The sequence below is a fragment of the Streptomyces sp. NPDC001822 genome (genome assembly GCF_042892135.1).
Classification (GTDB): Bacteria; Actinomycetota; Actinomycetes; order Streptomycetales; family Streptomycetaceae; genus Streptomyces.
In genome coordinates, this window is the sequence record NZ_JBIATW010000003.1 from 582,960 (window position 1) to 606,998 (window position 24,039).

The 24,039-nt window shown below is 71.9% G+C and carries 7 protein-coding genes; 2 read left to right on the plus strand and 5 right to left on the minus strand.

The genetic code is table 11. The features are described from left to right. The first annotated feature begins 37 nt into the window (after nucleotides 1–37). Entirely contained in the window at nucleotides 38–691 is a 654-nt protein-coding gene (locus ACFYY2_RS10485) for a pentapeptide repeat-containing protein (RefSeq protein ID WP_388739866.1), read from the plus strand. 150 nt (nucleotides 692–841) lie between these two features. Here ACFYY2_RS10485 and ACFYY2_RS10490 read toward each other — a convergent pair whose 3' ends face one another. The 5 genes from ACFYY2_RS10490 to ACFYY2_RS10510 form a co-directional block, all read right to left on the minus strand. Further along, complete coding sequence (locus tag ACFYY2_RS10490; RefSeq protein ID WP_388739868.1) at nucleotides 842–1,888, minus strand: ketoacyl-ACP synthase III family protein; 1,047 nt, start codon at nucleotides 1,886–1,888, stop codon at nucleotides 842–844. Beyond that, complete coding sequence (locus ACFYY2_RS10495) at nucleotides 1,885–8,670, minus strand: acyltransferase domain-containing protein (RefSeq protein ID WP_388739871.1); 6,786 nt, start codon at nucleotides 8,668–8,670, stop codon at nucleotides 1,885–1,887. Before ACFYY2_RS10495 ends, ACFYY2_RS10490 begins: the two co-directional genes overlap by 4 nt. An 89-nt stretch (nucleotides 8,671–8,759) precedes the next feature. Then, complete coding sequence (locus tag ACFYY2_RS10500; RefSeq protein WP_388739874.1) at nucleotides 8,760–14,186, minus strand: amino acid adenylation domain-containing protein; 5,427 nt, start codon at nucleotides 14,184–14,186, stop codon at nucleotides 8,760–8,762. A 76-nt stretch (nucleotides 14,187–14,262) separates the two neighbouring features. Continuing rightward, nucleotides 14,263–15,570 (minus strand): ATP-grasp domain-containing protein, encoded by a 1,308-nt coding sequence (locus tag ACFYY2_RS10505; RefSeq protein ID WP_388739877.1) that lies wholly within the window; start codon nucleotides 15,568–15,570, stop codon nucleotides 14,263–14,265. Then, nucleotides 15,567–21,896 (minus strand): amino acid adenylation domain-containing protein, encoded by a 6,330-nt coding sequence (locus ACFYY2_RS10510; protein WP_388739879.1) that lies wholly within the window; start codon nucleotides 21,894–21,896, stop codon nucleotides 15,567–15,569. The genes ACFYY2_RS10505 and ACFYY2_RS10510 overlap by 4 nt, the downstream gene beginning before the upstream one ends. Before the next feature lie 418 nt (nucleotides 21,897–22,314). Here ACFYY2_RS10510 and ACFYY2_RS10515 point away from each other — a divergent pair, with 418 nt between their 5' ends. After that, a complete protein-coding gene (locus ACFYY2_RS10515) occupies nucleotides 22,315–23,991 on the plus strand; it encodes a B12-binding domain-containing radical SAM protein (protein ID WP_388739882.1) in 1,677 nt (558 codons plus the stop codon). Nucleotides 23,992–24,039: the final 48 nt, after the last annotated feature.

Sequence of the window (24,039 nt, forward strand, 5' to 3'; positions counted from 1 at the left end):
CCTGCCGGAGGCCGAGCGCAAGGTGTACCTGACGGGGTTGAGCGCCGGGGCGGACATCGATCTTCGCGGCACCACCTTCCCCGACCGCTTGTTCCACTCCGTCCTCGACGCCCTGCGCGACCAGTCCGCCGGGGGGCTTCCCCGCATCGGCACGGCCCGTTTCGAGGCAGCGGTCTTCGAGGGCACCGCCTGGTTCGAGGAGGCGACCTTCACCGGGTCCGCCCTGTTCACGTCGGCGACCTTCCGCGACGACGCCTGGTTCGAGGTGGCTGTGTTCGAGGACACCGCGTCGTTCGAGAACGTGGCCTTCGAGAAGTACGCCGGGTTCCAGGACGCGGTCTTCGAGAGCACGGCGAGGTTCACCTCGGCGACCGTCGACGGCAAGGCCGGATTCATGAAAGCGGCCTTCGAGGGCGCAGCCGAACTGACGTCGGCGACCTTCAACGACATCGCCTTGTTCGAAGAGGCGGTGTTCCGGGACAGCGTCCGTTTCGAGAGGGCCACCTTCAAGAGCACGGCTTCCTTCGCGGCGGCCGTATTCGAGCGTGACGCCCTGTTCGGAGCAGCGGCCTTCCAGGGCCACACCTGGTTCGACGAGGCGACCCTGAAGGGGGCGCCCGTCACCGCTGCGGCCTTCGAGGGCTACCCCGGTTTCGAGGCACCGGCCTTCCGGTTCGACGCTCACCTCTGAACGGGGCCAGGAGGCCAGGACGCGGATGTCGGTCCGTCGGCGATCCGTGTCCTGGCGACCCGTGCTCCCACGCCCGGGGGACTCTTCCCCGCCCTGCCTCCGGCTCAGCCGGACGTGGAGCGAGCGGCTCTGGATCAGGTGGCCCCCTGCTCAGCCCGTCCGGTCCCCGCCGTCCGCCCATCGCGGTATGTACTCGACGCGGATCACAGCGCACGTGACGGACACCCCGCCCCCGTGCGCCATGATCAGCACATGGTCGCCGGCGGAGACCGCCCTGGTCTCGACGAGATGAGCGAGGCCGACCACCTGGTCGTTGACTGTCATGTGACCCACCTTCCGCCCGAACTCCAGCAACCCTTGATCAATGCTGAGGCCCACCGGGTCGAGAATGCTCCGGAGATGGCTCTTCCGGCCGGTGAAGATGTGTGCGACCCGCGTGATCTCGCTGACGTCCAGATCGGCCTCGGCCATCGCGCGCAGAGCGAGTTCTGTCCGCAGCTCCGCCTGGCGGCCCACGGCCTCGGAGACCGCCTCGTCCTGCACCCGCTCTGCCGCGGAGCGGTTCTCGTCCACCGCGCCGCCGCCGGGAACGGTGACGGGAGGGAACTCCTCGTCGCGGAAGTGCTCCTCGACCTCGGCGGTGGAGCCGCTGACGACCGACAGGACTCTGGCGAACCCCGGCTCCTTGGTCAGCACGACGGCACTCGCGCCGTCGCCGAGCACCCCGTTGTCGAGGGAGGCCCATCGGTTGAAACCCGGAGCGCCCACGTTGTCGGCGCCGGTGACGAGGGCCGCCTTGCGTTCGGGAACGGCCTGGAGATAGCACGCGGCGAGTTCGATCGAGCCGATCAGACCGTTGCACCCCTGCTCGATCCGGTACGCGGGGATGTCCCGGTCCGTGAGGTGCCGCAGGATGTAGTGCTGCGCCGACCAGGCGCCGGGTCCTTGTCTGTACAGACAGGCGTGGATGTGGAGGGCGAGGTCGTGGGGGTGGGTGCCGGCGCGCTCGCGTGCCTGACGCGCCGCCTGCACCGCCATGTCCGGCGCCGTCATGTCCCCCGCCACGGCGGTGCCGGTCCATCCGTGGTGCTCGTGGTCCTCGGCGTCGTAGAGGCCTAGTTCCACCGCCTTCCGGGCGTCCATGACAGGAGGGACGTACACGCCGAGTCCGGCGATGTAGAGGTCGGGGGTCTTCACTTCGAGTTCGGTCCTTCCGGTGCGGGTACGGCCTCGGAGGCCGTACTGGAGTCGGCAACTGCCTGGGCGAGGACACGGACCGAGCTGCCCCGCAGGATCGTGGACATCGGCAGCTTGACGTGAAATCTCCGGTCGATGGCGTTCCTCAACCGCACGGCCATCATCGAATCCATTCCCATCCTGTCCAGGGGACGGTTCAGGTTGAGTCGTTCCGGTGCTGTCCCCAGAATCTCCGAGGTCAGAGCCTTGAGCCCCTCGACGACTTCAGTGCCCACCGCACTCCGCGAGGGCGGCGGCACGGAGGTCGCGGGACGCATCGGTCCGGTGGCCATCGGCACCGCACCGGACTGTTCGTGGTCCGTCCGATGGGCCCGGGGTGAAGCCGCGGGGTGCGACTCCGTGCGCACGCGAGGACGGGGGCCGACCTCGGGGAGCAGGCGAGACTGCCGGCGGGTCTCGGCGAGCACGCGGGGCTGCGAACGGTCGGTTTCCTGCTGAAGCTGCAGTGACGTCAGTTCCCTGAGCAGCGGCACTCGTGCGGAGTCCTCGTAGGTGCGCGACCACGCCATCCAGTCGGCCCGGAGAACGACCGTGTGCGAGGCGTCATCGGCGAGGAGCGAGTCCAGGACGTCGAGCCCTTCGGCGGGCGAGAAACCCGACATGCCGTGGGGGAGGAGCTGTCGTCCGTATTGCTCCTCCTTGCGGGGAACCATGCCGACGCCGTCCCAGTAACCCCAGTTGACGCATGTGGCCGGCGCGCCCTGGGCGCGACGCACGTGGGCCAGAGCGTCCAGGAACGCGTTTCCGGCGGCGTAACCGCCGAGGAAGGGGGCGGACAGGACGGAGTAGCACGAGGAGAACAGGACGAACCGGTCCAGGGGTACGTCGCGCGTGAGCCGGTGAAGGTTCCAGGCCCCCGAGACCTTGGCCCGCAGATGGGCGGAGAGCTGCCCCGCCGTCATGTCACGCACCAGCACGTCGTCGAAGGCACCTGCTGCGTGGAAGATCCCTCGCAGTCCCGGCTTGCCTGCGCCGGTCCGGGCGTCGAGCAGGGCACGCATGGCCCGGTGGTCGGCCACGTCGACGGCCGCGTACTCGACGTCCACGCCTCGCCGGGCGAGATCGCGCAGCACCGCCAGCTGAGCCGCCAGCGGGTGGTCGGGAGCGGCGGTGGCCGGGTCGGGCAGCGGGGTACGACCGGTCAGGAGGAGGGTACGGGCGCCCTGTTCCACGAGCCGGATGGCAAGACGCGCTCCGATGCCCCCGGTGCCGCCCGTGATGAGGTAGGTACCGACGGCGTGCACGGGCGGGGCGGCCGGCGCCGTCCGACGGTCCGGTGCGGCCTTGAGGCATTCGTCGGTGAATGCGAGGACGGTGTCGCCGAGACGTTCCCTCCGGCCGGTCGGGGATACAGCGCTCCCGGCTTTCGGAGCACCGAGTTCTTCATGGGGCAGTGGGGCGAGCATGCCGGTGCCGACCAGGTCGGCAACCGCCCGAAGCACGGCACCGGCTCTGTGCGGGCGATGGCGGATCATCTGGACGACATCGATCGCGTGGAAGGAGCGGTTGGGCACGAGAAGACCCCGGTCCAGGGCGGTGTCACCGCTCGTGCCGGGCTCGATCAGGCCGAGGTAGTGGCCGTGAGGCGCCATCGACGAGAAATCCGCGGGGACGGCTCCGCCCGTCAGCGTGTTCAGGATGGCGTCGTACCCCGCCTCGCCCGTGGCCTCCCGGAGCGTCGAGGAGAAGACGGACGGACGGGAGTCGACGACGTGTCCTATGCCCTGTTCGGCCGGCCACCGCCGTTCCTCCGTGCCCTCGCCCGTTACGTGGACGTCCGCGCCGAGCCACCTGGCCACGTTGACGGCCGCCAGGCCGTTCCCGTCGGTCGCCCCATGGACCAGGACACGGTCGCCCTCGCCGACACGGGCGAGTTCGTGGAACGCGTGGTACGCGGTGAGATACGCCTTGGGCAGGGTGGCCGCCTCGGCAAACGTGATGCCGTTCGGCTTCGGCGCCGTGAGAACCGCCTTGGTGACGACGTGTGTCGCCGTCGCGCCCTCGGCGAGCGCGATGACGTCGTCACCGACGGCCACGCCGTGATCGCCGGCCCCCACGGCGATCACGGTCCCGGAACACGCGGCGCCCGTCGGCCGGTCGCCGGGCAGCAGGGTCCCCGGACGGTCGAGTACGGCGTGGGAGACACGGATGGCGACTTCGTCCCGGGCGAGTTCGGGGAGTGTCGTCGGGGTCAGCCGCGGGTCCTCGCCCGCACCCGGGGACGGGAGCGACAGGCGCGCCACGGCCGACGGCCACGCTTCACTCGTGGATGCCGTCCGGCGGGGCACCAGGCGGGCTACTCGGCGTGAGCCGTCGCGCAGCGCGATCTGGTCCTCGTCGTCGGGGGCGAGAAGGCCGTCGACCAGGGCATCGACGCTCCGGGGGCTGCGGTCCAGATCGACCAGGCGGGTGCACCAATCGGGATGCTCCGCGGCGAGAGTGCGTCCCAGCCCCCACAGGGGCGCCTGGAAGGGGGCGATGTGCCGGTCCTCCGAGGTGACGCGCTGCGCGTTCCGGCTGATCAGCCACAGTCCGGGGCTGTCGGACGGTTCCCGGGCGTCGAGGGCCTGGGTCAGGTGGACGACACTGCCGCAGGACAGCAGTTGGGCTCTCTCGATCTCCTTCCCGGTGGCGTCCAGTCCCGCTTCCGCGTCCAGGGACCACAGGTGCACGATGCCGCGGAGCCGTCCCCGGCCCGCGACTTCGTCGAGTGCTTTGGTGTAGTGCGCGGGGTCCGCGGCGTCGATGCGGATGCGGTCGCCGGAGTCCTGGTAGCTCGCGCCGGTGGTCACGACGACGACGTCCTGCCCGTTGGCCCGGAGCGCTCCGACGGCCGCTCTGCCGACGGGCCCGCTGTCGCTGAGGACCAACCAGGTGCCGCGTACGTCCGGTGCACCAGGAACTTCCCGGCGCGGCAGCGCCTTCCACCGGAGGTCGTACAGCCAGCCCTTCGGGTCGTCGCCGAGGTGTCGTGCTGCGGGGACACCGGATTCGGGAATGCTGGTCGCCGCGTTCTCCTCATGGGCGAGGGCACGACCGCCGAGATACCGCATGCGCGCACCTCGCAGTTGTGCCAGGAGCCGGCCGGACGCGTCACGTACGTCGATGTCGGCGGCGAACGAGTCAGTGCGCCCGGCCGGGGTGAGGCGGACGTGGCTGAACACCTCGGGTCCGGGCCGGTGGTGGGCGCGGTACTCGTCGACTCCTTCGAAGACGAAGACACCCTCCTCGTGCTCCGCCACGTGGGCGCGGGCCGCTGCCATGGCATGACAGCTCGCGTCGAGCAGGGCGGGGTGGAAATGGTGGTCGGAGAGGCCGGTGCGGACCTCTTCCGGGAGCACGAGGCGCGCAAGGGTGTCTGCGCCCCCGCTCCACATCTCCTCCAGGCAACGGAAGGCGCCGTTCCACTGGTTGCCCTGTTCCGCGTGGCGCAGATAGAAGCCGGTGGCGCTCCGGTGTTCCGGAAGGCGGTCACGGAGGGCTGTGAGGTCCGCCGGGGCAGGATCTCCGGGCTCGTGAAGGACGTGTCCTTCCGCCTGCGCGTGCAGGACCCAGGCGGCGTCGCGGGCGGACCTGCTGTGGATCTGGAGCGTCAGCCGCCCGGCGGCGGGGGTGGCGCTCACCCGCAGGGTCGGCGCGGTTCCGTCTTCGTCGAGGCGGAGTGCCTGCTGGTAGTGGACGTCGGCCAGGGTCACGGGTCCGTCGCCGAGAATCCGGCGGACGGCTTCCGTGAGCAGTTCCAGGTGGACGGTGCCGGGCACGACGACGGTGTCCCGGACCCTGTGGCCGGCCAGGTACGGATGGCGGACCAGGTCGAGAGGGCCCTCCCATACACGGGTGTCGCCGTCGGAGGCGGTGAGTTCTCCCAGGAGCGGGTGCGTCGGCGTGGCGCTGGTCCAGGTCGACGGCGCCCGGTCCGCAGAGGCCGGAGCGTTCCGAGAGACCACCGCGCCCGGCGGAGCCACGGTGTCCACGGGAGCCGCCCCGCCCGCGGGAGCCCAGGTGCCCGGTGCCGGTGCCGGTGCCGAGGCGGGCAGGGGCAGCCAGTGCCGGGTGCGCTGCCAGGGGTAGCCGGGCAGCGGAACGTAACGGCCACCGTCGACGAGTGCGGCGAGGTCCAGCGGCACCCCCGCGGTGTGGAGGTACCCGGCCGCCGTCAGCAGGGCGGTGCGTCCGCCCTCACCGCGGCGGAGTGAACCCACGGCCGTCGTGTCGTCCCGTCCCGCCGCCCGGCCGGTCTCCTTGATGCCACTGATCAGTACGGGGTGAGGGCTCATCTCGATGAACACGGTGTCACCCGTACCGATCTGGTCCCGGACCGCTCCGGCGAAGTCGACGGGCTCGCGGATGTTCCGGGCCCAGTAGCCGGCGTCCATGCCCGAACCGTCGACGACCTCTCCGAGGAGGGTGGAGCGGATCGCCACGCGCGCCCGGCGCGGAACCAGGTCCTTCAAGGCTTCCAGCAGGTCGTCACGCAGCGCGTCCATCTGCGGGGAGTGCGAGGCGAAGTCGGTCCTGACCCGGCGGTTCGGGACGCCTCGGGCATCGAGGACCGCGAGGACGCGGCTCAGAGCCCCCGCCTCGCCCGAAAGCAGGGTGGATGTCGGGCTGTTGACGGCGGCGACAGCGACGCTTTCCCCGTGACCGGTGAGAACACGGGCAGCCTCGGCGGCGGGCAGCGCGACGGAGGCCATGGCACCGTGGCCGGCCAGTCGCTTGGCGATCCGGCTTCGCCGGCAGATGACGGCTGCCGCGTCCTCGATACTCAGGGCTCCGGCGATGTACGCCGCCGCCGCTTCACCCATGCTGTGGCCTATGACGACATCCGGTTCGACCCCCCATGAGCGCCACACCTCCGCCAGCGCGATCTCCATCGCCCACAACACGGGCTGAATGACGTCGAGTTCGGCGAGGCGGGCCTCGGATCCCTGCCGCAGCAGTCCGATGACCGACCATCCGGTCTCCGCGCGCACGGCTTCGTCACACATGTGCATGGCGCGGGCGAAGGCGGGCTCGTCGTCGAGGAGTTCGCGTCCCATCCCGATCCACTGGGAGCCCTGCCCGGGGAAGACGAACGCGACCTTGGGGCGCCTGGTGGGATCGGTGTAGGGGGAGAAGGACAGTTCGGGTCCGGGGTCGTCACCCACGAACTCGGTGAGTGCCCGTGCGGCCTGTTCGCGGGAAGTGACCGGCAGGGACAGCCGTACGTCGAGGTGGGAACGGTGCAGAGCGGCGCTGTGGCAGATGTCGCGCAGGCTGCCGGAGGCGTTCGCCCCGGTGGCGAGGAACCGTGCGTACGACGCGGCGAGTTCGGTGAGGGCCTCGGGTGTCGCGGCGGAGAGGGTGAGCAGTTCCGTACGGTGAGCCGCGCGCTCCCGGCCGGTTGGCGGTCCGGGCACGTGCTCTTCGAGGACGACATGGGCGTCGGTGCCCGAGAGGCCGAAGCTGCTGACTCCCATCAGAGCGGGCCTGCCTCGGTCGGGCAGCGGTGTGTTCCGGGTGACGACCTCCAGCGGAAGGGAGGCCCACGGCACCGCCGGGTTGGGCTCCTCGAGGTGCAGGCTCGCGGGGACGACGCGGTGTTCCAGGCAGAGCACCGCCTTGATGAGACCGGCTATGCCGGCGGCCGCCTCGGCGTGGCCGATGTTGGTCTTGACCGACCCCACGAGCGCCGGGCGGCCGGCGGGACGGCCCTCGCCGAGGACGTGCGCGAGTGCTTCGAGCTCGACGGGATCGCCGGCAACGGTCCCCGAACCGTGCGCCTCCACGTAGTCCACGTCCGCCGGATCGACCCCCGCGTCCGCGTAGGCGCGCGTGACCACCCGGCGCTGGCCCTCGACCCCCGGTGTGACCAGGTATCCGCTGGAGCGGCCGTCGTTGCCCAGGGCTGAGCCGCGCAGGACGGCCCGGATCCGGTTCCCGTCCGCCAGCGCCAGGGAGAGGGGCTTGAGGATCACGGTGCCGACGCCCTCGCTGCGGACGAATCCGTCCCCGGAGGCGTCGCCGAACTTGCAGCGCCCGTCCTCGGCGAGCATGGCGGCACTGGAGTACGCGATGCCCTCCTCCGGCCGCAGCACGAGGTTGACGGCTCCCGCGATCGCCAGCCGGCATTCCCCCAGGCGCAGGGCCTGCACGGCGTTGTGCACGGCGGCCAGCGAGGAGGAACAGGCCGTGTCGACGGTGCAGCTGGGGCCCCGCAGGTCGAAGGCGTAGGACAGCCGTCCCGAGGTGGTCGCGCGAAGAGCCGCTCCCGTCATGGCGTACAGGTCGAACCGTTCGCGTGCGGCGTACTGCATGTGCAGGTAGTCGCCGCCGGCCTGGCCCACGTAGACCCCCGTATCGGAACCGGCCAGGTCGGACAGCGGCAGGCCCGCGTCCTCCAGTGCCTCGTAGGCGACCTCGAGCAGCAGGCGCTGCTGCGGGTCCGTCTTGTCGGCCTCGTGCGGGGTGATGCCGAAGAAGTCCGCGTCGAAGTCCGCTATCCGCCTCAGGAATCCACCCCACCTGCTCACGGTCCGGCCGGGAGTGCGTGGGGTGGGGTCGTAGACCACATCGATGTCGAAGCGGTCCGAGGGGATCTCGGTGATCGCGTCGGTGCCGTTGTGCAGCAGCGTCCACAGTTCATCGGCGCTGTCGGCACCGGCGAACCGGCCTGCCAGGCCGATGACGGCGACGGCTTCGGCAGGCCCCCTCTCGGACGCGTGGCTGGCTTGATCGTGCACGGTGGTTCCTCATGTCTGGGTGGGTGGTCGGGTGAGCGGCTTGTTGCTTGTTGCGGGGTGGGGGCGTGGTGTTCACGATCCGGCTGGAGTCATGGCCGGAGGCGTGCGGCGGCGTACCGCCGATCCGCGTGCTCCTGCACTGCGTCCAGGTCACGGTCGGTCTCGGCGGCGGGTGTCGCGTCGGGCAGCGCGTCCTCGAGCCGACGCAGCGGCCGGTACAGCAGGCCGAGCGTGCCCCAGGCGACGATGCACAGCCCGCACACGATCAGCAGGAGTGCCGTGCCCCGCCCGGGACCGCTGCCGAGCAGGGCGCCGAGCACGGGGTGCCCGCGCAGGGCGGGGGCGAACACGTCGTCGGCGAGTGGGCCCGCCGCGAGGAAGCCGACCGGTTGGGTGGCGAGCGCGAGCATGACGTTGGTCGCCAGGACCCGGCCCTGCAGCTCCTGCCCCACCTTGACCTGGATGATCGACAGCCAGTGCGCGTTCATCACGGCCATGGCGCCCATCCGGACCGCCAGACCGACCGCCACCAGGGGCAGGGACGCGTGCAGGCCCATCAGGACGGTGCCCGCTCCCACCCCGAGGGTGGCTCCGATCATGCCGACGGCCCGGCGCCGCGTCCCGCCCCACGGAACCATCAGCAGTCCCCCGGCCACCCCGCCCAGACCGCCCACGGTCGTCACGAGGCCGAGCTGAGGCACCCCGGCGAACGACAGGACGAGTGGCTGTACCGCGACGAACACCACCGAGGCGAAGAGGTTGAGGACCGCGGCGAAGGCGGTCAGCAGCAGAAGGGGCCTGCGCAGTGCGATGAAGCGCCAGCCCCCCGTCAGGGCCTGGCCGAACGACTCGCGCTGCCGGCGGAACGACCGGTCCGGGAAGCGGACGGTCAGCAACGGGACGATGCCCGCGGCGAAGGCGCACACGCCCGCGCCGACCACACCCGTCACCCCCACCAGGGCGACGAGTGCGCTGCCGAGGAGTGGTCCGACGACGGTCGCGAAGCCGAGTCCGAGGCCCACCAGGGCGTTCGCCTGGGGAAGGTAGGGCTTGGGGACCAGCTGGGCGGTGGCGGCCAGGTACGCCGGCCGGTGGAAGGCCGTCGCGATCGATGTGACCGTCACGATGAGGCAGACGGCCGCGAGTGACGGCGGGCCACCGGCCAGCAGCACCGCCAGGACCGCCATCGCGAGCCCGCTGGTGACGTCGGCGGCGAGCATGACCCGGCGGCGGTCCACCCGGTCGGCGACCGTTCCACCGATCGGAGTGACCAGTACGGCGGGGAGCGTGGCGAGCATGGTGACGAGGGCCAGATCGAGGACGCGGCCGCTGCGCTGGTAGGCCCACACACCGAGCGCGAACATGCTGAGGCTGCCGCCCAGCATGGACAGGAACTGTCCGGCGGCCACCGTGTAGAAGGGCCGCAGGCCCGAGGTCCTCGCCGGGAGCGTCGCGACCGGCTCGGGCAGACGCCCCGACATCCAGTCCGTGACGCGTTCCCCGAGCAGGGCCGCCAGGACGGTCGCCTGGTGCCGGAGGAAGTAGTGGCCCGCCCTGGGGATGGTGGCGAGTTCGACCCGGTCGGCGAGGAACCCCCATTCGCGGAACCGCTCCTGGTAGTGCTCCGTGGAGTGGTCCGCCTCACCCACCACGCAGAGGACCGGCGCGGTCAGGCGGGAGCGCGGCGCTGCCAGTTCTCGTGCGTACCAGGCCCGGGCCTCGGCCGAGTCGTGCCGCATGGCCCGGAGCGCGGTCTCGGTGGCCGTCTCGTCCATGTCGTCGTGGATTCCGCCCGTGGTCCTGAGGGCGTCGCGGTAGTGGCGGTTGGACGCCCATCGCTCCAGTGGCAGGACGCGGTTGGCCCAGGCGGCCACCCGCCCGGGCAGCCTGGCCGAGGGGAAGTTGCCCGCCACGACCACGCCGAGCACCTCGCGTCCGCCGGCCTCCAGCCTGCGGGCCAGCGCGACGGCGGCGGCCGATCCGACGGAGTGCCCGTAGACGAGGACGGGGCCGGTCACCGTTTCCTCGATCTCCCGGGCGAGCCGTTCCGCCAGCTCTTCGAGCGGCAGGAACTCCTCGGCGGGGCGCGCTGGATCGTGCCCCGGAAGTTCCACGGCGAGCAGGGCGACGTCATCCGGCAGTGCCGCGGCCAGCGGCTGGTAGACGGCCGCCGACCCGCCGCCGTACGGGACGCAGACGACGGTCGCCGTGGGCTTCAGGGTCCCGCTCAGTCGGTGGAGGAGCCTGCTCTCCCCGGTGCCGGACGCCTTCGGCCGGGTGGGGGACGGGCCCGGTCCCATGCCGGGTGTGTCCGTTCCGGTGCCGGACGGATGCAGGTGGGCGGCGAGTTCGCGGACGGTGGGGCGGGTGAACAGATCGATCACCCGCACCCCGGGCCCGCAGGCGCGTGCCGCACGGACGGCGGTGAACGAGTCCCCTCCGAGCGCGAAGAAGTCGTCGTCGATCCCGATGCGGGAGAGCCCGAGGAACCGCGCCCACACCTCGGCGAGGTGGTGTTCGGTGGTGGTGCGCGGCATCACCCCCCGCTCGGCTCCGTCGGACTCCGGGCGGGGGAGCGCGGCCCTGTCGATCTTGCCGTTCGGCGTCAGGGGGAACCGGTCGAGCAGGACCAGCGAAGCCGGCACCATGTATTCCGGCAGGCGCTCCCGGAGTCCTGAACGGATGCCCGTGGCGTCCGTCCCGCTCCCCGGCTCCGGCACGATCCAGGCCGCGAGACCCCGGCGCTGCCCCTCACCGACGGGCAGCACGACCGCTTCGACCACCCCCGGCAGCTGTCGCAGGGCTTCGGCGACATCGCCCGGTTCCACCCTGTACCCGCGTATCTTGACCTGGTCGTCGACCCGTCCGCGGAACTCCACCCAGCCGTCCCGGCGCATCCGCAGCACGTCCCCCGAGCGGTACAGTCGCTGACCGTCCACGGTCACGAACCGTTGTGCGGTCAGGTCCGGTGCGCCGATGTAGCCGCGCGCGACTCCGGGGCCCCCGACCAGGAACTCCCCCGGAATCCCGGCGGGCAGCGGGCGGCCGTCGCGGTCGGCGAGGAAGCCGGTCGTGTTGGGAACCGGACGGCCGAGCGGGACGATGCCGGTGCGCAGGGCAGGGGGTACGTCGTCGACGTCGCAGACCATGCGGACCATGGTGGATTCGGTGTGCCCGTAGTGGTTCTGCACCCGCAGTCCGGGGCGGGCGGCCCGGGCGCGTTCGACGATCGACCAGGGCAGTGCCTCACCCGCGAACATCAGCAGCTTCCGGGGCAGGACGGCCCCGATGTCGCCGTGCGCGGCCAGCAGTTCGAAGTGACTCGGGACGAGCTTGATGACGTCCATGGGATGACCGGCCAGGTAGCCGGCCAGCGCCACGGGATCCATCGCCGTCTCACGCGCCACGAGGTGGAGGATGCCGCCGGTGGTGAGGGCCGCGTGGAAGCAGGTGTGCGCGAAATCGGCCGCGATCGTCGACATCACGGCGAACACGCCGCCGTGGACGTCGGCGCCCAGCCGGTCGAGGACACCGTCCAGGTAGTCCGTCGCACTGGCGTGCTCGACGGCGACGCCCTTGGGGGTTCCGGTCGACCCGGAGGTGAAGATGACGTGCAGCAGGTGGCCGGGGCTCACGCGCACCTGTGGCCGGTGCTCGGGCAGGCCGCGCAGCACGGCGGGGTCGTCGAGGACCACGGCCTTCCTGCCCGCTGACGCGACCACCGCGGCGAACTCCCGCACGGTCACGACCGTGCGCACGCCGGCGGCGTCGAGGATGGCGGCCACCCGGTTCGGGGGGTACATGGCGTCCAGGGGGACGTAGCCGGCCCCGGCCTTGAGGACGCCGTGCAGGGCGGCGGGGAGCGCCACCGAGTGCTCGAGCAGGACCCCGACGGGCTCGTCGGGGACCACGCCGGCGGCGATCAGCGCGTGCGCGACGCGGTTGGCCGTACGGTCGAGTTCCCCGTAGGTGAGGCTTCCGTCGGGCGCCACGACGGCGAGCGCGTCGGGGGTGCGGTCCGCCCACCTCTCCACGAGCGGGTGGAGTGTGCGGGGAGCCGCGTCGCGTACGGGACCGCGCAGCGCGGACTCTGCTCCGGGCTCCAGCACCGCGGCGCGCACCGGCTCCTCGGGATCGTCCAGCATCCGCGCCAGCAGGTTCTGGTACCAGGTGGCGATGGCTCGTACGGTCTCCTCGTCGAAGAGGTCGCCGCGGTAGTTGAGACTGCCGGTGAAACCGTCGGGTCCCTCCGCCAGGGTGAGGTGGAGATCGGACTTGGCGGACAGCACCGGCCGGCTCAGGGCCTCCGCCTCCAGTCCGGGGAAGGCCGGAGCCTCGTCGTCCAGGACGACGAAGTTGAAGAGCGTCTGGACGATGGGGGCCGTGGTGGCGCTGCGGTCGGGGCGTACCCGCGCCACCACCTGCTCGAAGGGCACGTCGGCGTGGCCGAACGCGTCCAGCGCCACCTCGCGTACCCGCTGCAGGAGTTGGACCCAGGTCGGGTCGCCCGAGAGGTCCGTCCGCATCACGACGGTGTTGACGAAGCAGCCCACCATGGCGTCCGTGCCGGGGTGGCGACGCCCGGACTCGACCACGCCCACCGGTACGTCCTCGGTGGCGCACATGCGCGACAGCAGCGCCTGCCAGATCGTGAGGCAGACCATGAACGGGGTGCAGCCGGTGCGCGCGGCGAGCGCCCTGACACGCACGGCGTGGTCGGGGGCGATCACCAGGGAGACCTCGCTGCCCTCGGAGCCCGCAACCGCGGGCCGGGCCCGGTCGGCCGGCAGGTTCAGCTGCGGCGCGAGACCGGCGAGCCTCTCCTCCCACCAGTCGACGTCCTCGGACCGCTCCGGCCGGGAGGCCAGCCAGGGGGCGTAGTCGGTGTGCTGCGCCGGGACGGGCGGAGCTTCCCGGAGCCCGAGCCGTGCGGCGTACAGGACCGGCAGTTCCGCGCGGATCAACCCCATGGACGTGCCGTCGGTGGCCATGTGATGGAACGTCAGGGCAAGCACGGAGGAGGCGCCGCACCGGAACAGGGCGGCGCGCATGGGCGGGCGGCGGGCCAGGTCGAAGGGCCGCTCGGACTCCTCCGCGAGCACCGCGTCCAAGTCGCCCGGCAGGACGTCCTCGACGAGTACGGGCACGTCCTCGGCACGGCCGACGACGGTGACGGGACCGTCACCGCCCTCCTCGATCCGCCCCCGCAGTACCTCGTGACGCTCCGCCAGGTCCCGGACGGCGCTGATCAGGGCCGACTCGTCCAGGGAGCCGCGCAGTCGCAGGACGACCCTGGCGTGGAACGCTGAGCCGCTGGTGCCCAGTTGTTCCTGGAACCAGAGCCGGGTCTGTGCGGAGGTGAGCGGGATCGGCGAGGCCGGGTCCGGGCGGCGTGGCAGGGTGTGGGCGGGTTCGGCGAGCGCGGCCGCGAGGCGCCGTTCCAGCAGCTCGCGGGAGCGGTCCCGGATGTCGGTCGTGGTGGCGTGCGTGTCTTCTCCGAGAGCCCCGGCTCCCATGGCGTTCATCTCTTTTCGAGCGTTCTCGTGTGCGAGGGGTCTCCGGTCCGGGACCCCGGTGGTCGAGGCGACGGCCTCATGGCCGCGGCGTGCCGGAGGGCGGACGGGTCGTGATCTTCAGCCGGCCGACAGCCTCCTCGGCCCGGTGCACGGCTTCGGAGGGGGTCGTCGCACAACTGATGGCGAAGGCGGAGCGGTCCAGGGAACTGCGCAACGGCCCGATGACCGAGCCGGGGCGCACCAGTACCTCGCAGTGGACGACGTCCGGCACGGCGCACGCCCGGTCCACGCCCTCGACCCGTTCCACCACTCCGGCCGGGGTCCGGGTGAACCGGATCGCCGCGGCACGGCCGGCGCGTCGCCGCAGCGGCGCGGGGGACTCGCCCTTGAGGAGGGCCCAGTAGTCGCGTACGAGCTCGATGTCGTAGGCCCATTCGATGAGGTCGACGATGCTGTCCCCCGGCAGGCGGCCGGCGCATTCGATCAGGTAGGGCGTCCCGTCCTCGACGATCCACTGGCAGTGGACCGCGCCCGTACCGAAGCCCGTCGCGGCCACGACCCGCTCGGTCTGCTCCCGCAGGAGCGCGTCGAGGTCCGCGGGGATGTCGGCCGGGACCAGCTGGCCGCGCTCGACCGGCCTGGCCCCCGGGAAGACGGCCTCCTCGGTCACGTTCCCGAACAGCACGCGACCCTCGGACACCAGCATCTCCACGCTGAAGAGCCGGCCGGTGACGTAACGCTCCACCAGCATGCGCGAGGGCACCGCGCGGTCGGGCACCCAGACCCCGTCCTTCTGGGCCGCGCACTCCGCGAGGCTGCCGGTCCAGGCGTCGTCCGCCTCGTCGGCGGAGCGCAGGATCCGCACGCCGACGGCCCCCTGGAAAGTGGCCGGCTTGAGCACGGCGGCCCCGGGGTGGGCCTCCATGAACGCCCTCACCTCCCGGGGACCTTCGACGGCCCGCGACGCGGGATTCGGAAGGCCGGCCGCGCGGGCCACCTCCCGCAGCAGTGCCTTGTCGCGCAGCAGCCGTGCCGCGAGGCGGCCGCTGCCGGGCAGCCCGTAGTCCTCCGCGAGGCACGCGGCGAAGTACGTCGCGTATTCGCCCGTGGGCCCGATCGCCGCGGGAGCGAGACCTGGGTGGGATTCGAAGAACGCGCGTGCGGAACCGTCGAGTTGGTAGGGCCACTCGATCAGTTCGCGGATGACGGGAATCCTTGCCGCCTGGTTGCGCAGCCCGCGCTTGCGCACCACGTCGGGCTCCTCGATGACGATCACCGAACCGTCGGGCTGGAAGTCTCCGGCCGCGAGCAGGGACGCGTAGGTGAAGCCCACCAGGACCACGGGGGGCGGAGCTGTCGTGCCGGCGGTCCGGGCCGCGTTCATGACTGGTCTCCGTCCGGCTCGGCCGCGAGACGTTCGAGCATCGTCCGCTCCACGTGGCCGGCGAAGTCGGCGAGGACGGGCCGGTCGAACAGCGCCCGGACCGGAATCCGCCGGCCGAGGGCCTCACGCAGCCTGCCCATGACCCGGGTCGCGGAGAACGAGTCGCCGCCGAGGCCGAAGAAGTGGTCCTCCCGCCCGATCCCGCCCGATCCGAGCACGTCGCCCCACACTCTGGCCACCAGCTGTTCCGTCATCGACTCGGGCGGAGCGGCCGTCCGGCCGGCCTCCACGGGTGCCGGGAGGGCGGCGCGGTCCGTCTTGCCGCTCTGCGTGGTGGGAAGGGCGTCCAGCACGACCCATCGGCGCGGGACCATGTAGTCGGGCAGCCGCCCGGCGAGATGCTCCTCGAAGGGTGCGTGCCGGTTCGCCGGCGGCGAGGTCCGGGGCCCACGGGGCACCACGTAGCCCACCAGCTGCTCGCCGGCCGGCCCGGCGACGGTCACGGCCGCCTCGGCGACGTCCGGGTGTTCGCGCAGCACGGACTCGATCTCGCCGAGCTCGACGCGATGGCCGCGGACCTTCACCTGAAGGTCGCTCCTGCCCAGGTGTTCGAGGTGCCGGCCGCGCCACCGCACGAGGTCCCCCGTGCGGTAGCAGCGCTCGCCGCCGGGCCCGGTGACGAAGCGCTCAGCGGTGAGTTCCGGCCGGTCGAGGTATCCCAGGGCCACGCCCGCGCCCTCGATCCACAGCTCCCCGACGCTGCCCGGCAGGGCCGCCCTGCCCCAGCGGTCGACCACGTGGACGTTCGTCCCGGCGATCGGACCACCGATGGGCACGACGTGACCGGTGGCCGTCGCGTCCACCCGGCCGATCGTGGAGTAGACCGTGGTCTCGGTGGGCCCGTAGGCGTTCCACAGGGCGCCGACGCGCCGTGAGAGACCCTGGGCCAGGGCGGGGTCGAGGAGTTCACCGATGCTGATCACCCGCATCGCGGGCCGGTCGGACCAGTCCGCGCTCTGCAACAGGCGCAGGGCGGTCGGTGTCGCCGTGGCGACCGTCACCCCGCAGCGCTCCACCCACTCGGCCAGTGCGTGGCCGTCCATGGTCGTGCTCCGGTCCGCGAGCGCGATCCGCGCGCCGCCTGCGAGGGTCACCCACAGCTCGTAGCCGAACACGTCGAAGGTGAACGGCACCACGCCGAGGGTGACATCGTCCTCCGCCAACCCCGGACTCGCCGACAGCGCGGCCACGAAGGCCGCCAGGTTCGCGTGGGTCACCTGCACGCCCTTCGGCCGCCCGGTCGAGCCGGAGGTGAACAGGACGTACGCCACCTGGTGCGGATCGGGCTCCGGCAGCTGTGCCGAGCGGGGCCGGGACGCGGCCTCGTCGACGTCGATCACCGTCACCCCCGGTACGGCACGTGCCGCGGCGAGAGCCGTGCCGCCGGAGAGGACCACGCGCGTCCCGGCTTCCTCGGTGAGGAGGGACAGCCGGCCCGGCGGGTGCTCGGGATCGAGCGGCAGATAGGCCGCCCGCGCCCGGAGCACGGCGAGCAGCGCCGCCGGCAATCGGCGGTCGCGGGGGAGGCAGACACCGACCGGCTCCCCGGGCGGGAGCCCCAGCCCGGCGAGCACGGCCGCGATCCGGCCGGACGCCTCGGCCAGCTCGGCGTAGCTCGTCGCACCGTCGGCGGCCAGCACCGCGACGGCGTCCGGCCGGCGGCGCGCCTGGTCCAGGACGGCGGCGACGACCGTGGCGGGCCGGTCCGGCGGCAGATCCTCGCCGGTGGCGGCCGAGCGCAGTTCCGCGCGCTCTCCGGAGGACAGCGGGTCGATCGCGAGCACCGGGCGGTCGGGATCGCCGAGGGCTGCGTCGAGCAGCGCGATGTACCAGCGCGCCCAGCGCCGTACGGTCGCTCGGTCGAACAGGCCCGTCCGGTAGGTGAGGGTGCCCGTGAAGCCCGTGCCGTCGTCGGCCAGGGCGAGCGCCAGATCCACCTGGGCCGTCTCCCGGGGCATGTCGACGCGCGTCGCGGTCAGGTCGGCGAACCGGTGCGTGGCGGCGGGCAGGCCGATGACGTTGAGCATCGTCCGGAAGAGCGGTGTGGAGTCCGGGTCCCGTTCGGGGTGGAGTTCCCTCACGACGGCTTCGAACGGCGTCTCGGCGTGGTCGAGGGCTTCCAGGACCTCCGTCCGGGTCCTCCGCAGCGCGTCCCTGAACGTGGGATCACCGGACAGATCGCCGCGCATCACGAGGGTGTTGGCGAAGCAGCCCACCATGCGCTCGGTGCCGGCCCGCGTGCGCCCCGACACCGGCACACCGACCGCCACGTCCTCGGTGCCGGAGAGCCGGGCGAGCAGCGCCTGCCAGGCGGTGAGCAGCACCACGAACGGCGTACAGCCCAGTCGTGCCGCGCCCTCCCTCAAGCGTGCGGCCAGTCCGGCCGGGAGAACCACCGGCTCGACGGCGGCAGACCACCCGGTCATCGGGCCGTGCGGCCGGTCCACGGGCAGCACGAGCGGCGGCATGCCGCCCAGGCGGGCCTTCCACCAGTCCACGTACGGCGCACCCGACGTCTCGGCCTCGTGCTCGGCACGCTGCAACTCGGCCACGTCGGCGTACTGGACGGTCAGCGGCCGCGGAGCCGGTCCCTTGCCGAGGTGAGCCCGGTACAGCGCCGCGAGGTCGTCGAGGACCGTCGTCCAGGACCAGGCGTCCACGGCGATGTGATGGACCGCCAGGACGAGGACGTGCTCCGCCTCGGAGCTCCGCAGGAGCAGGGCCCGCAGGGGTGGCTCGCGGTCCAGTGCGAACGGGCGTGAGGCGGCGGCTCGCACGGCGGCGTCGGTACCGTCCGCCCCGGTCTCCACGACGGGCATCGAGAGCGTGTCGGCAGCGACCGGCACGGCCATCGGACCGGCCTCCGTCTCCGCCACGACGGAGCGGAGCACGTCGTGGCGGGCACCGAGACCGCGCACCGCGGAGCGCAGTGCCGCCACGTCGAGCGGGCCGTTCAGCCTCAGCGCCACACCGGTGTTGTACGCGTCGCTGTCCGGACGCAGCCGCCACAGGAACCACAGCCGTTCCTGCGCCGGCGACAGCCGCACGGGGGCGCCCGGGGCCGCCCGTCGCGGCGCGGGGCCCGGCCCGGCCTCCAGCGCCGTGCGCCGGTCCAGTTCGGCGGCCAGGTCGCGTAGTACCGGCCGTTCGAAGACGGTGCGGACGGGCAGCCTGCAGCCGGTGGCCTCGGCCAGCATTCCCACCATCCGGGTGGCGGCGAAGGAGTGGCCGCCGAGCACGAAGAAGTCGTCGGCCCGGCCGACCCGGGGCAGGCCGAGGAGGTCCGTCCACACCCGGGCGACCGCCTGCTCGGCGGGGGTCGTGGGCACGGCCGAGGTGTCGGCCGCTTCCGCGGGCCTCGGCATCTCCCGCAGGGCGGCCCGGTCGGGCTTGCCGTTGGGGGTGAGCGGGATGCGGCCCACCACGGTGATCGCGTCCGGCACCATGTGGCCGGCGAGCGACTCCCGAAGCCGAGAGCGGATCGCGCCCGGCTGCGGCCTGTGACCGGGCGCGGGCACGACCCAGCAGGCCAGCCGCCGCCGGTCACCGTCCCCGTCGGGCAGGACGACGGCGTCGGCCACGTCCGGCAGCGCCCGCAACCCGGCCGTCACCTCGCCGAGTTCCACACGGTGGCCGCGGACCTTCACCTGGTCGTCGCTGCGGCCGAGGAACTCCACCACCCCTTCGGGACGCAGCCGGACCAGATCGCCGGTGCGGTACCAGCGTCCGCCCTCGGGGCGTGCCGGAAAGCGCTGGGCGGTCAGATCCGGGCGCCCGACGTAGCCACGGGTCACGCCCGGCCCCCCGAGCAGCAGTTCACCGGGGACACCGGCGGGCGCGGGCCGCCCCGAACGGTCGACGACGAGCCCCGTCACACCGGGCAGTGGACGGCCCAGTGGCACCAGTCCCGTCCGCGCCCCCTCGGGGACCTCGTCGACGTCGCAGACCAGCGACATCATCGTGGCCTCGGTGGGCCCGTAGTGGGTGTGCACGGCCAGGTCGGGCCGCAGCCGCCGCACCTCTTCCATCAGGGACCACGGGCAGCCCTCCCCGCCGAGGATCAGCAGCCTGCCGGGCAGGACCGCGGCCAGGTCGCCGTGGCGGGCGAGCATGCCGAGATGGCTCGGGACGAGTTTGACGACGTCGACCCGGTGTCGTGCGAGGTAGGCGGCGAAGGCCCGGGGATCGGTCGCGGTCTCCCGGTCCGGCATGTGGAGGGTGCCGCCGGTGAGCCAGGCCCCGTACAGGCAGGCGAGACCCAGATCCGCCGCCACGGTGGACACCACGGCGAAGGATCCCCCCGCGACCTCGGGCATCCGGGCCGTCAGCCCCGCCATGCGGTACGCCAGGTTTCCGTGGCGCACGGCAACGCCCTTGGGAGCTCCGGTCGAGCCGGAGGTGAAGATGACGTGGGCCAGGTGCTCGGGCCGGACGCGCACGTCCGGCCTCACCCTGGAGCCGCGGTCCCGGACGGTCACGGGTGCGACGACCCCGGCGGCACCGCCGACACGGTGTGCGGCGTCGCCCGCCGTCACCACCAGCCGGGCCCCGGCGGAGCGGAGCATGTCACCGATGCGCGAGGCGGGGTCGGCCGTGTCCATCGGCAGATACGCACCGCCCGCCTTGAGGATGCCGAGGACGGCCGTGGCGAAGCCGGGTCCGGGTTCCAGGAGGATGCCGACGGGCTGGTCCGGACCGACGCCCAGAGCGACCAGCCGGTGCGCCAGCCGGTTGGCGTGCTCGTCCAGCTCGCGGTAGCTGAGGGCGCCTTCGGCACCTGACACGGCGGTCACGTCGGGTCGCTCGTCCGCCCACCGTTCGAACTGCGTGTGCACCGGGACGGGAGAGGGCTCTGCGGCCGGACCCACGAGCGCGGGGCCGGAGGACGGTTCGAGGGGTATCCCGGTGACCGGACGGTCCGGTTCGGCGACCATCCCCTCCAACAGGGCGAGGAACCACCGCACCAGGTTCGCGGCCGTGGCCGGATCGAACAGGTCCCGCCGGTACTCCAGCCTGCCGGTGAGCCCCGAGCCGGGGCCGCCGTCGGCGAGCTCCAGGCTCAGGTCGAACTTGGCCGTCCGGGGCGGGACATGCCGCCACACCGCGCGGACGCCGGGCAGGCTCGGCGCCTCCACCTCGTCGTACAGATTGACCAGCGCCTGGAACACCGGCGTGGCCGACAGGGTCCGCTCCGGGCGCAGCCGTTCCACCACGCGATCGAACGGGACGCGGGAGTGGCCGAAGGCGTCCAGCGCGCCGGCCCGTACCCGCGCGACCAGGTCGCGCCCGGACGGCTCCCCGCTGAGGTCGGTGCGCACCACGACCGTGTCGAGGAAGCAGCCGACCGCTCCCTCGGCCGCCTCCGCGTGCCGGCCGGCGTGCGGGACGCCCACCGCCACGTCCTCGGTGTCGGCGAGGCGTCCGAGGAGAGCCTGCCAGGCGGCCGTGAGCACCATGAACGGGGAGGCGCCCGTCTCCTTGGCCACCGCCTGCACCCGGGCCGCGACCGCGAGAGGCACCGTGACGGGTGCGACCGCCCCCGGCCAGGCGGAGTCCAGGGTCCGAGGCCGGTCCGTCGGCAGGTCGAGCACGTCGGCCAGACCGGCCAGGTGCCCGGCCCACCAGTCGAGCCCGGCCTCGTCCTCGGTCTCGTCCGTCACCACGTCCGCGTACTGCGGCGCCGCGGGCAACGGCTCGCCGTCGCCCACGCGGACCGCGTAGAGGGAGGCGAGATCGGCCATGAGGATTCGATTGGACCATCCGTCCGTCGCGATGTGATGAATCGTCAAAGCCAGCGTCCAGCTGTCCGGCGACCGGAACACCACGGCTCTCATGGGCGGTTCGGCCGTCAGCCGGAACGGCCGGCCGGTCTCCGTGGCCAGCACCCGGTCCAGCTCCCGCTCTCCGAGGTCCTCGGCGTGCACCGGCACCGCGTCGGCGGGGCCGTACCGCACGACTGGTTCGGAGCCGTCCGGATCGATGACGCCGCGAAGCACCCGGTGCCGCTCCGCCAGGTCCCGCAGGGCGCCGAGAAGCGCGTCCTCGTCGACCGGTCCGCTGAGCTCCAGCACCACGGGCACGTTGTACGCGGGGCTGTCCGGCTCCAGCTGTGCGAGGAACCACAGCCTGCGCTGTACGGGCGACAGGGGGGCCGGTCCGTCCTGAACGGTGTGCCCGGCACGTGCGGCAGGCAGCACCAGGGAATCCCGGCCGGCGGCGAATCGTGCTTTCAGCACGTCGTGCGCGCGGTCACCTGTGTTGTTCATGTTGCCCTTCTTCGAGATCCCTCGGCCGGCTCGGCGGGAACTCCCGCGACCTGATGAGCGAGCACATGTGTCCGCCGGTCTTGCTGCCGAAGGGCTGGGACGCCCCGCGGTCACTTTTCTCACCGAGCGGTGCCGGTCCGCTCGGGAGATCCCCGGGATCATGATGAATTGACCCGGGAACACCCGCCCGACGCTTTAACGCGTCCATGACGACGACCGCCCCCATCTTGACGGGATTTACACGTCGTGCGCCGTACGATCGGGTTCCGTCCGATCCGTTCCGCGGTATGTCCGCAGCGGGCCGACCGGCCCGGAACACTGTCACCAGCGCCCAGGGCCGCGGGATCGGAAGAGGCGAAATCCGACGCGATGCCGATGCGTCGAGAACGCGCATTTCAAGAGAGCTGAGAGACCCGTGATGATGAGCCTGGAGCCCGTGGAAGAGCTGGTCTCCGCCACCGACTCGCGCTATGTATGGACCTATCCGGTCGACCGTCCCGGTCCGGAAATCCGGGCGGAGAGGCACCGGACGGTCTGGTACGTGGGACTTCCGCTCACATCCGCGCACCGCGGCAGTCATTCAGGCGGCGGAGCCCTCATAGACGAGGCGGGGGACCAGTCCCGCTACGCGAACGAGGGCACGGTGTATCCGCATTCCGCGCTCGTCGAGATGATCACCTATCAGGACCGGTTCTTTCCCCATCTGGACTGGCACTACCTGGACATGAGCCATCTCGACTGGGAGGACGTGCGGGCCAGGATCCGGTCGGACCCGCCGGACGTGGCCGCGTTCACCGTCTATTCCTCGACCGCGATGTGGGCGTACATCGTCGCCGCCGAGATCAAGCGCGTGAACCCCGACGCCGTGATCGTCTTCGGCAACGACCACGCCGGCATCCTGCACCGCGAGGTCCTCACGGGCACCTACGGGTCGAAGATCGTGGACTTCGTCTGCACGGGCAACAACGGCCCCTTCACCATGATGGGACTGCTGTCGTGGCTCGAAGGGAGCCTGGACCTCGCCCGGATCCCGTCGCTGGCCCACCGGGACGGCTCCGGCGGCGTCGTCAACCAGCCGGCCCCCACCTATCCGCTGTCCGCGCGCATGCTCCCCGACTACCGGCTCATAGAGAACGAACTGAAAGCTCATTACGACGACGCGTTCAACGTCTGGTACGCGTCCCACTACGAATTGAAACGCATGGTCACCCTGCCCCTGGACGGCGGCTGCAACTGGGGGCGCCGGCCCACACGGCGATGCCTGCACTGCTCGATCCAGGGACTGACCCCGAAGACGACGGATGTCGGTACGGCGATAGCCACGCTGGAGGTCCTGGTCGGCCAACTGAAGTCGAATGTCTACGCGGCCGGTGACTCCACCCTGGGAATGTCGAAAGCCCAGTGGGGAGGGCACACGTCCTTCCTCGACGAACTGGCCCAGGGGTGCGCCGATTCGGATGTCCTCCGGGACCAGCGCTTCATGCTCGCCTACGGGCTGGTCTACGAATTCCTTCAGTCGGCTGATCTCTGCAAAGGGTTCGTCAAGACCTGGAACGTCGGAATCGAAGCCTTCGACCCCAAATTGCTGAAGGACAACTCCAAGGGCATCAACAAGGGACCGGACAGGGTTTTCGAGGCCCTGCAGCTCGCACAGGACCTCGACTACAAGATGTACCTCTCGGGAATCCTCGGTCTCCCGGGAACCACGCTGCGCCAGCTCCGCGAGGAAGTCGACAACTGGCTCTCCATAGCGGAGGCCTACAAGGGGTCCATCACGACGATATCGGTTGCCGCGCCGGCGATCATTCCCGGATCCCGCATGTACCGCGACGCCTTCAAACAGCACGCGGCCGTGCGCGAGTGGCACGGCGAGCTGCTTCCCATCCGAAAGCTCTCCGAGCTCTACATCCGGGAGAACACCGAGGTCGAGCTGGCGGACGTCGAAGCGGCCCTCACCGATCTCGGGCGGGGGGTCATCGCCCTGGACAACGCGGGCGCCAACATCAAGTTCGGCGGCTACATGCTGGGCGGAGTCGACCACGAGGAGACGTACGAGCGCACCCTGCTGCAGGAGATCGTCGCCGAGCTCCGCTGACCTGATCCTCGTCACCTCCCCGACCCCCCGACGGCCCGCAGGACTCCT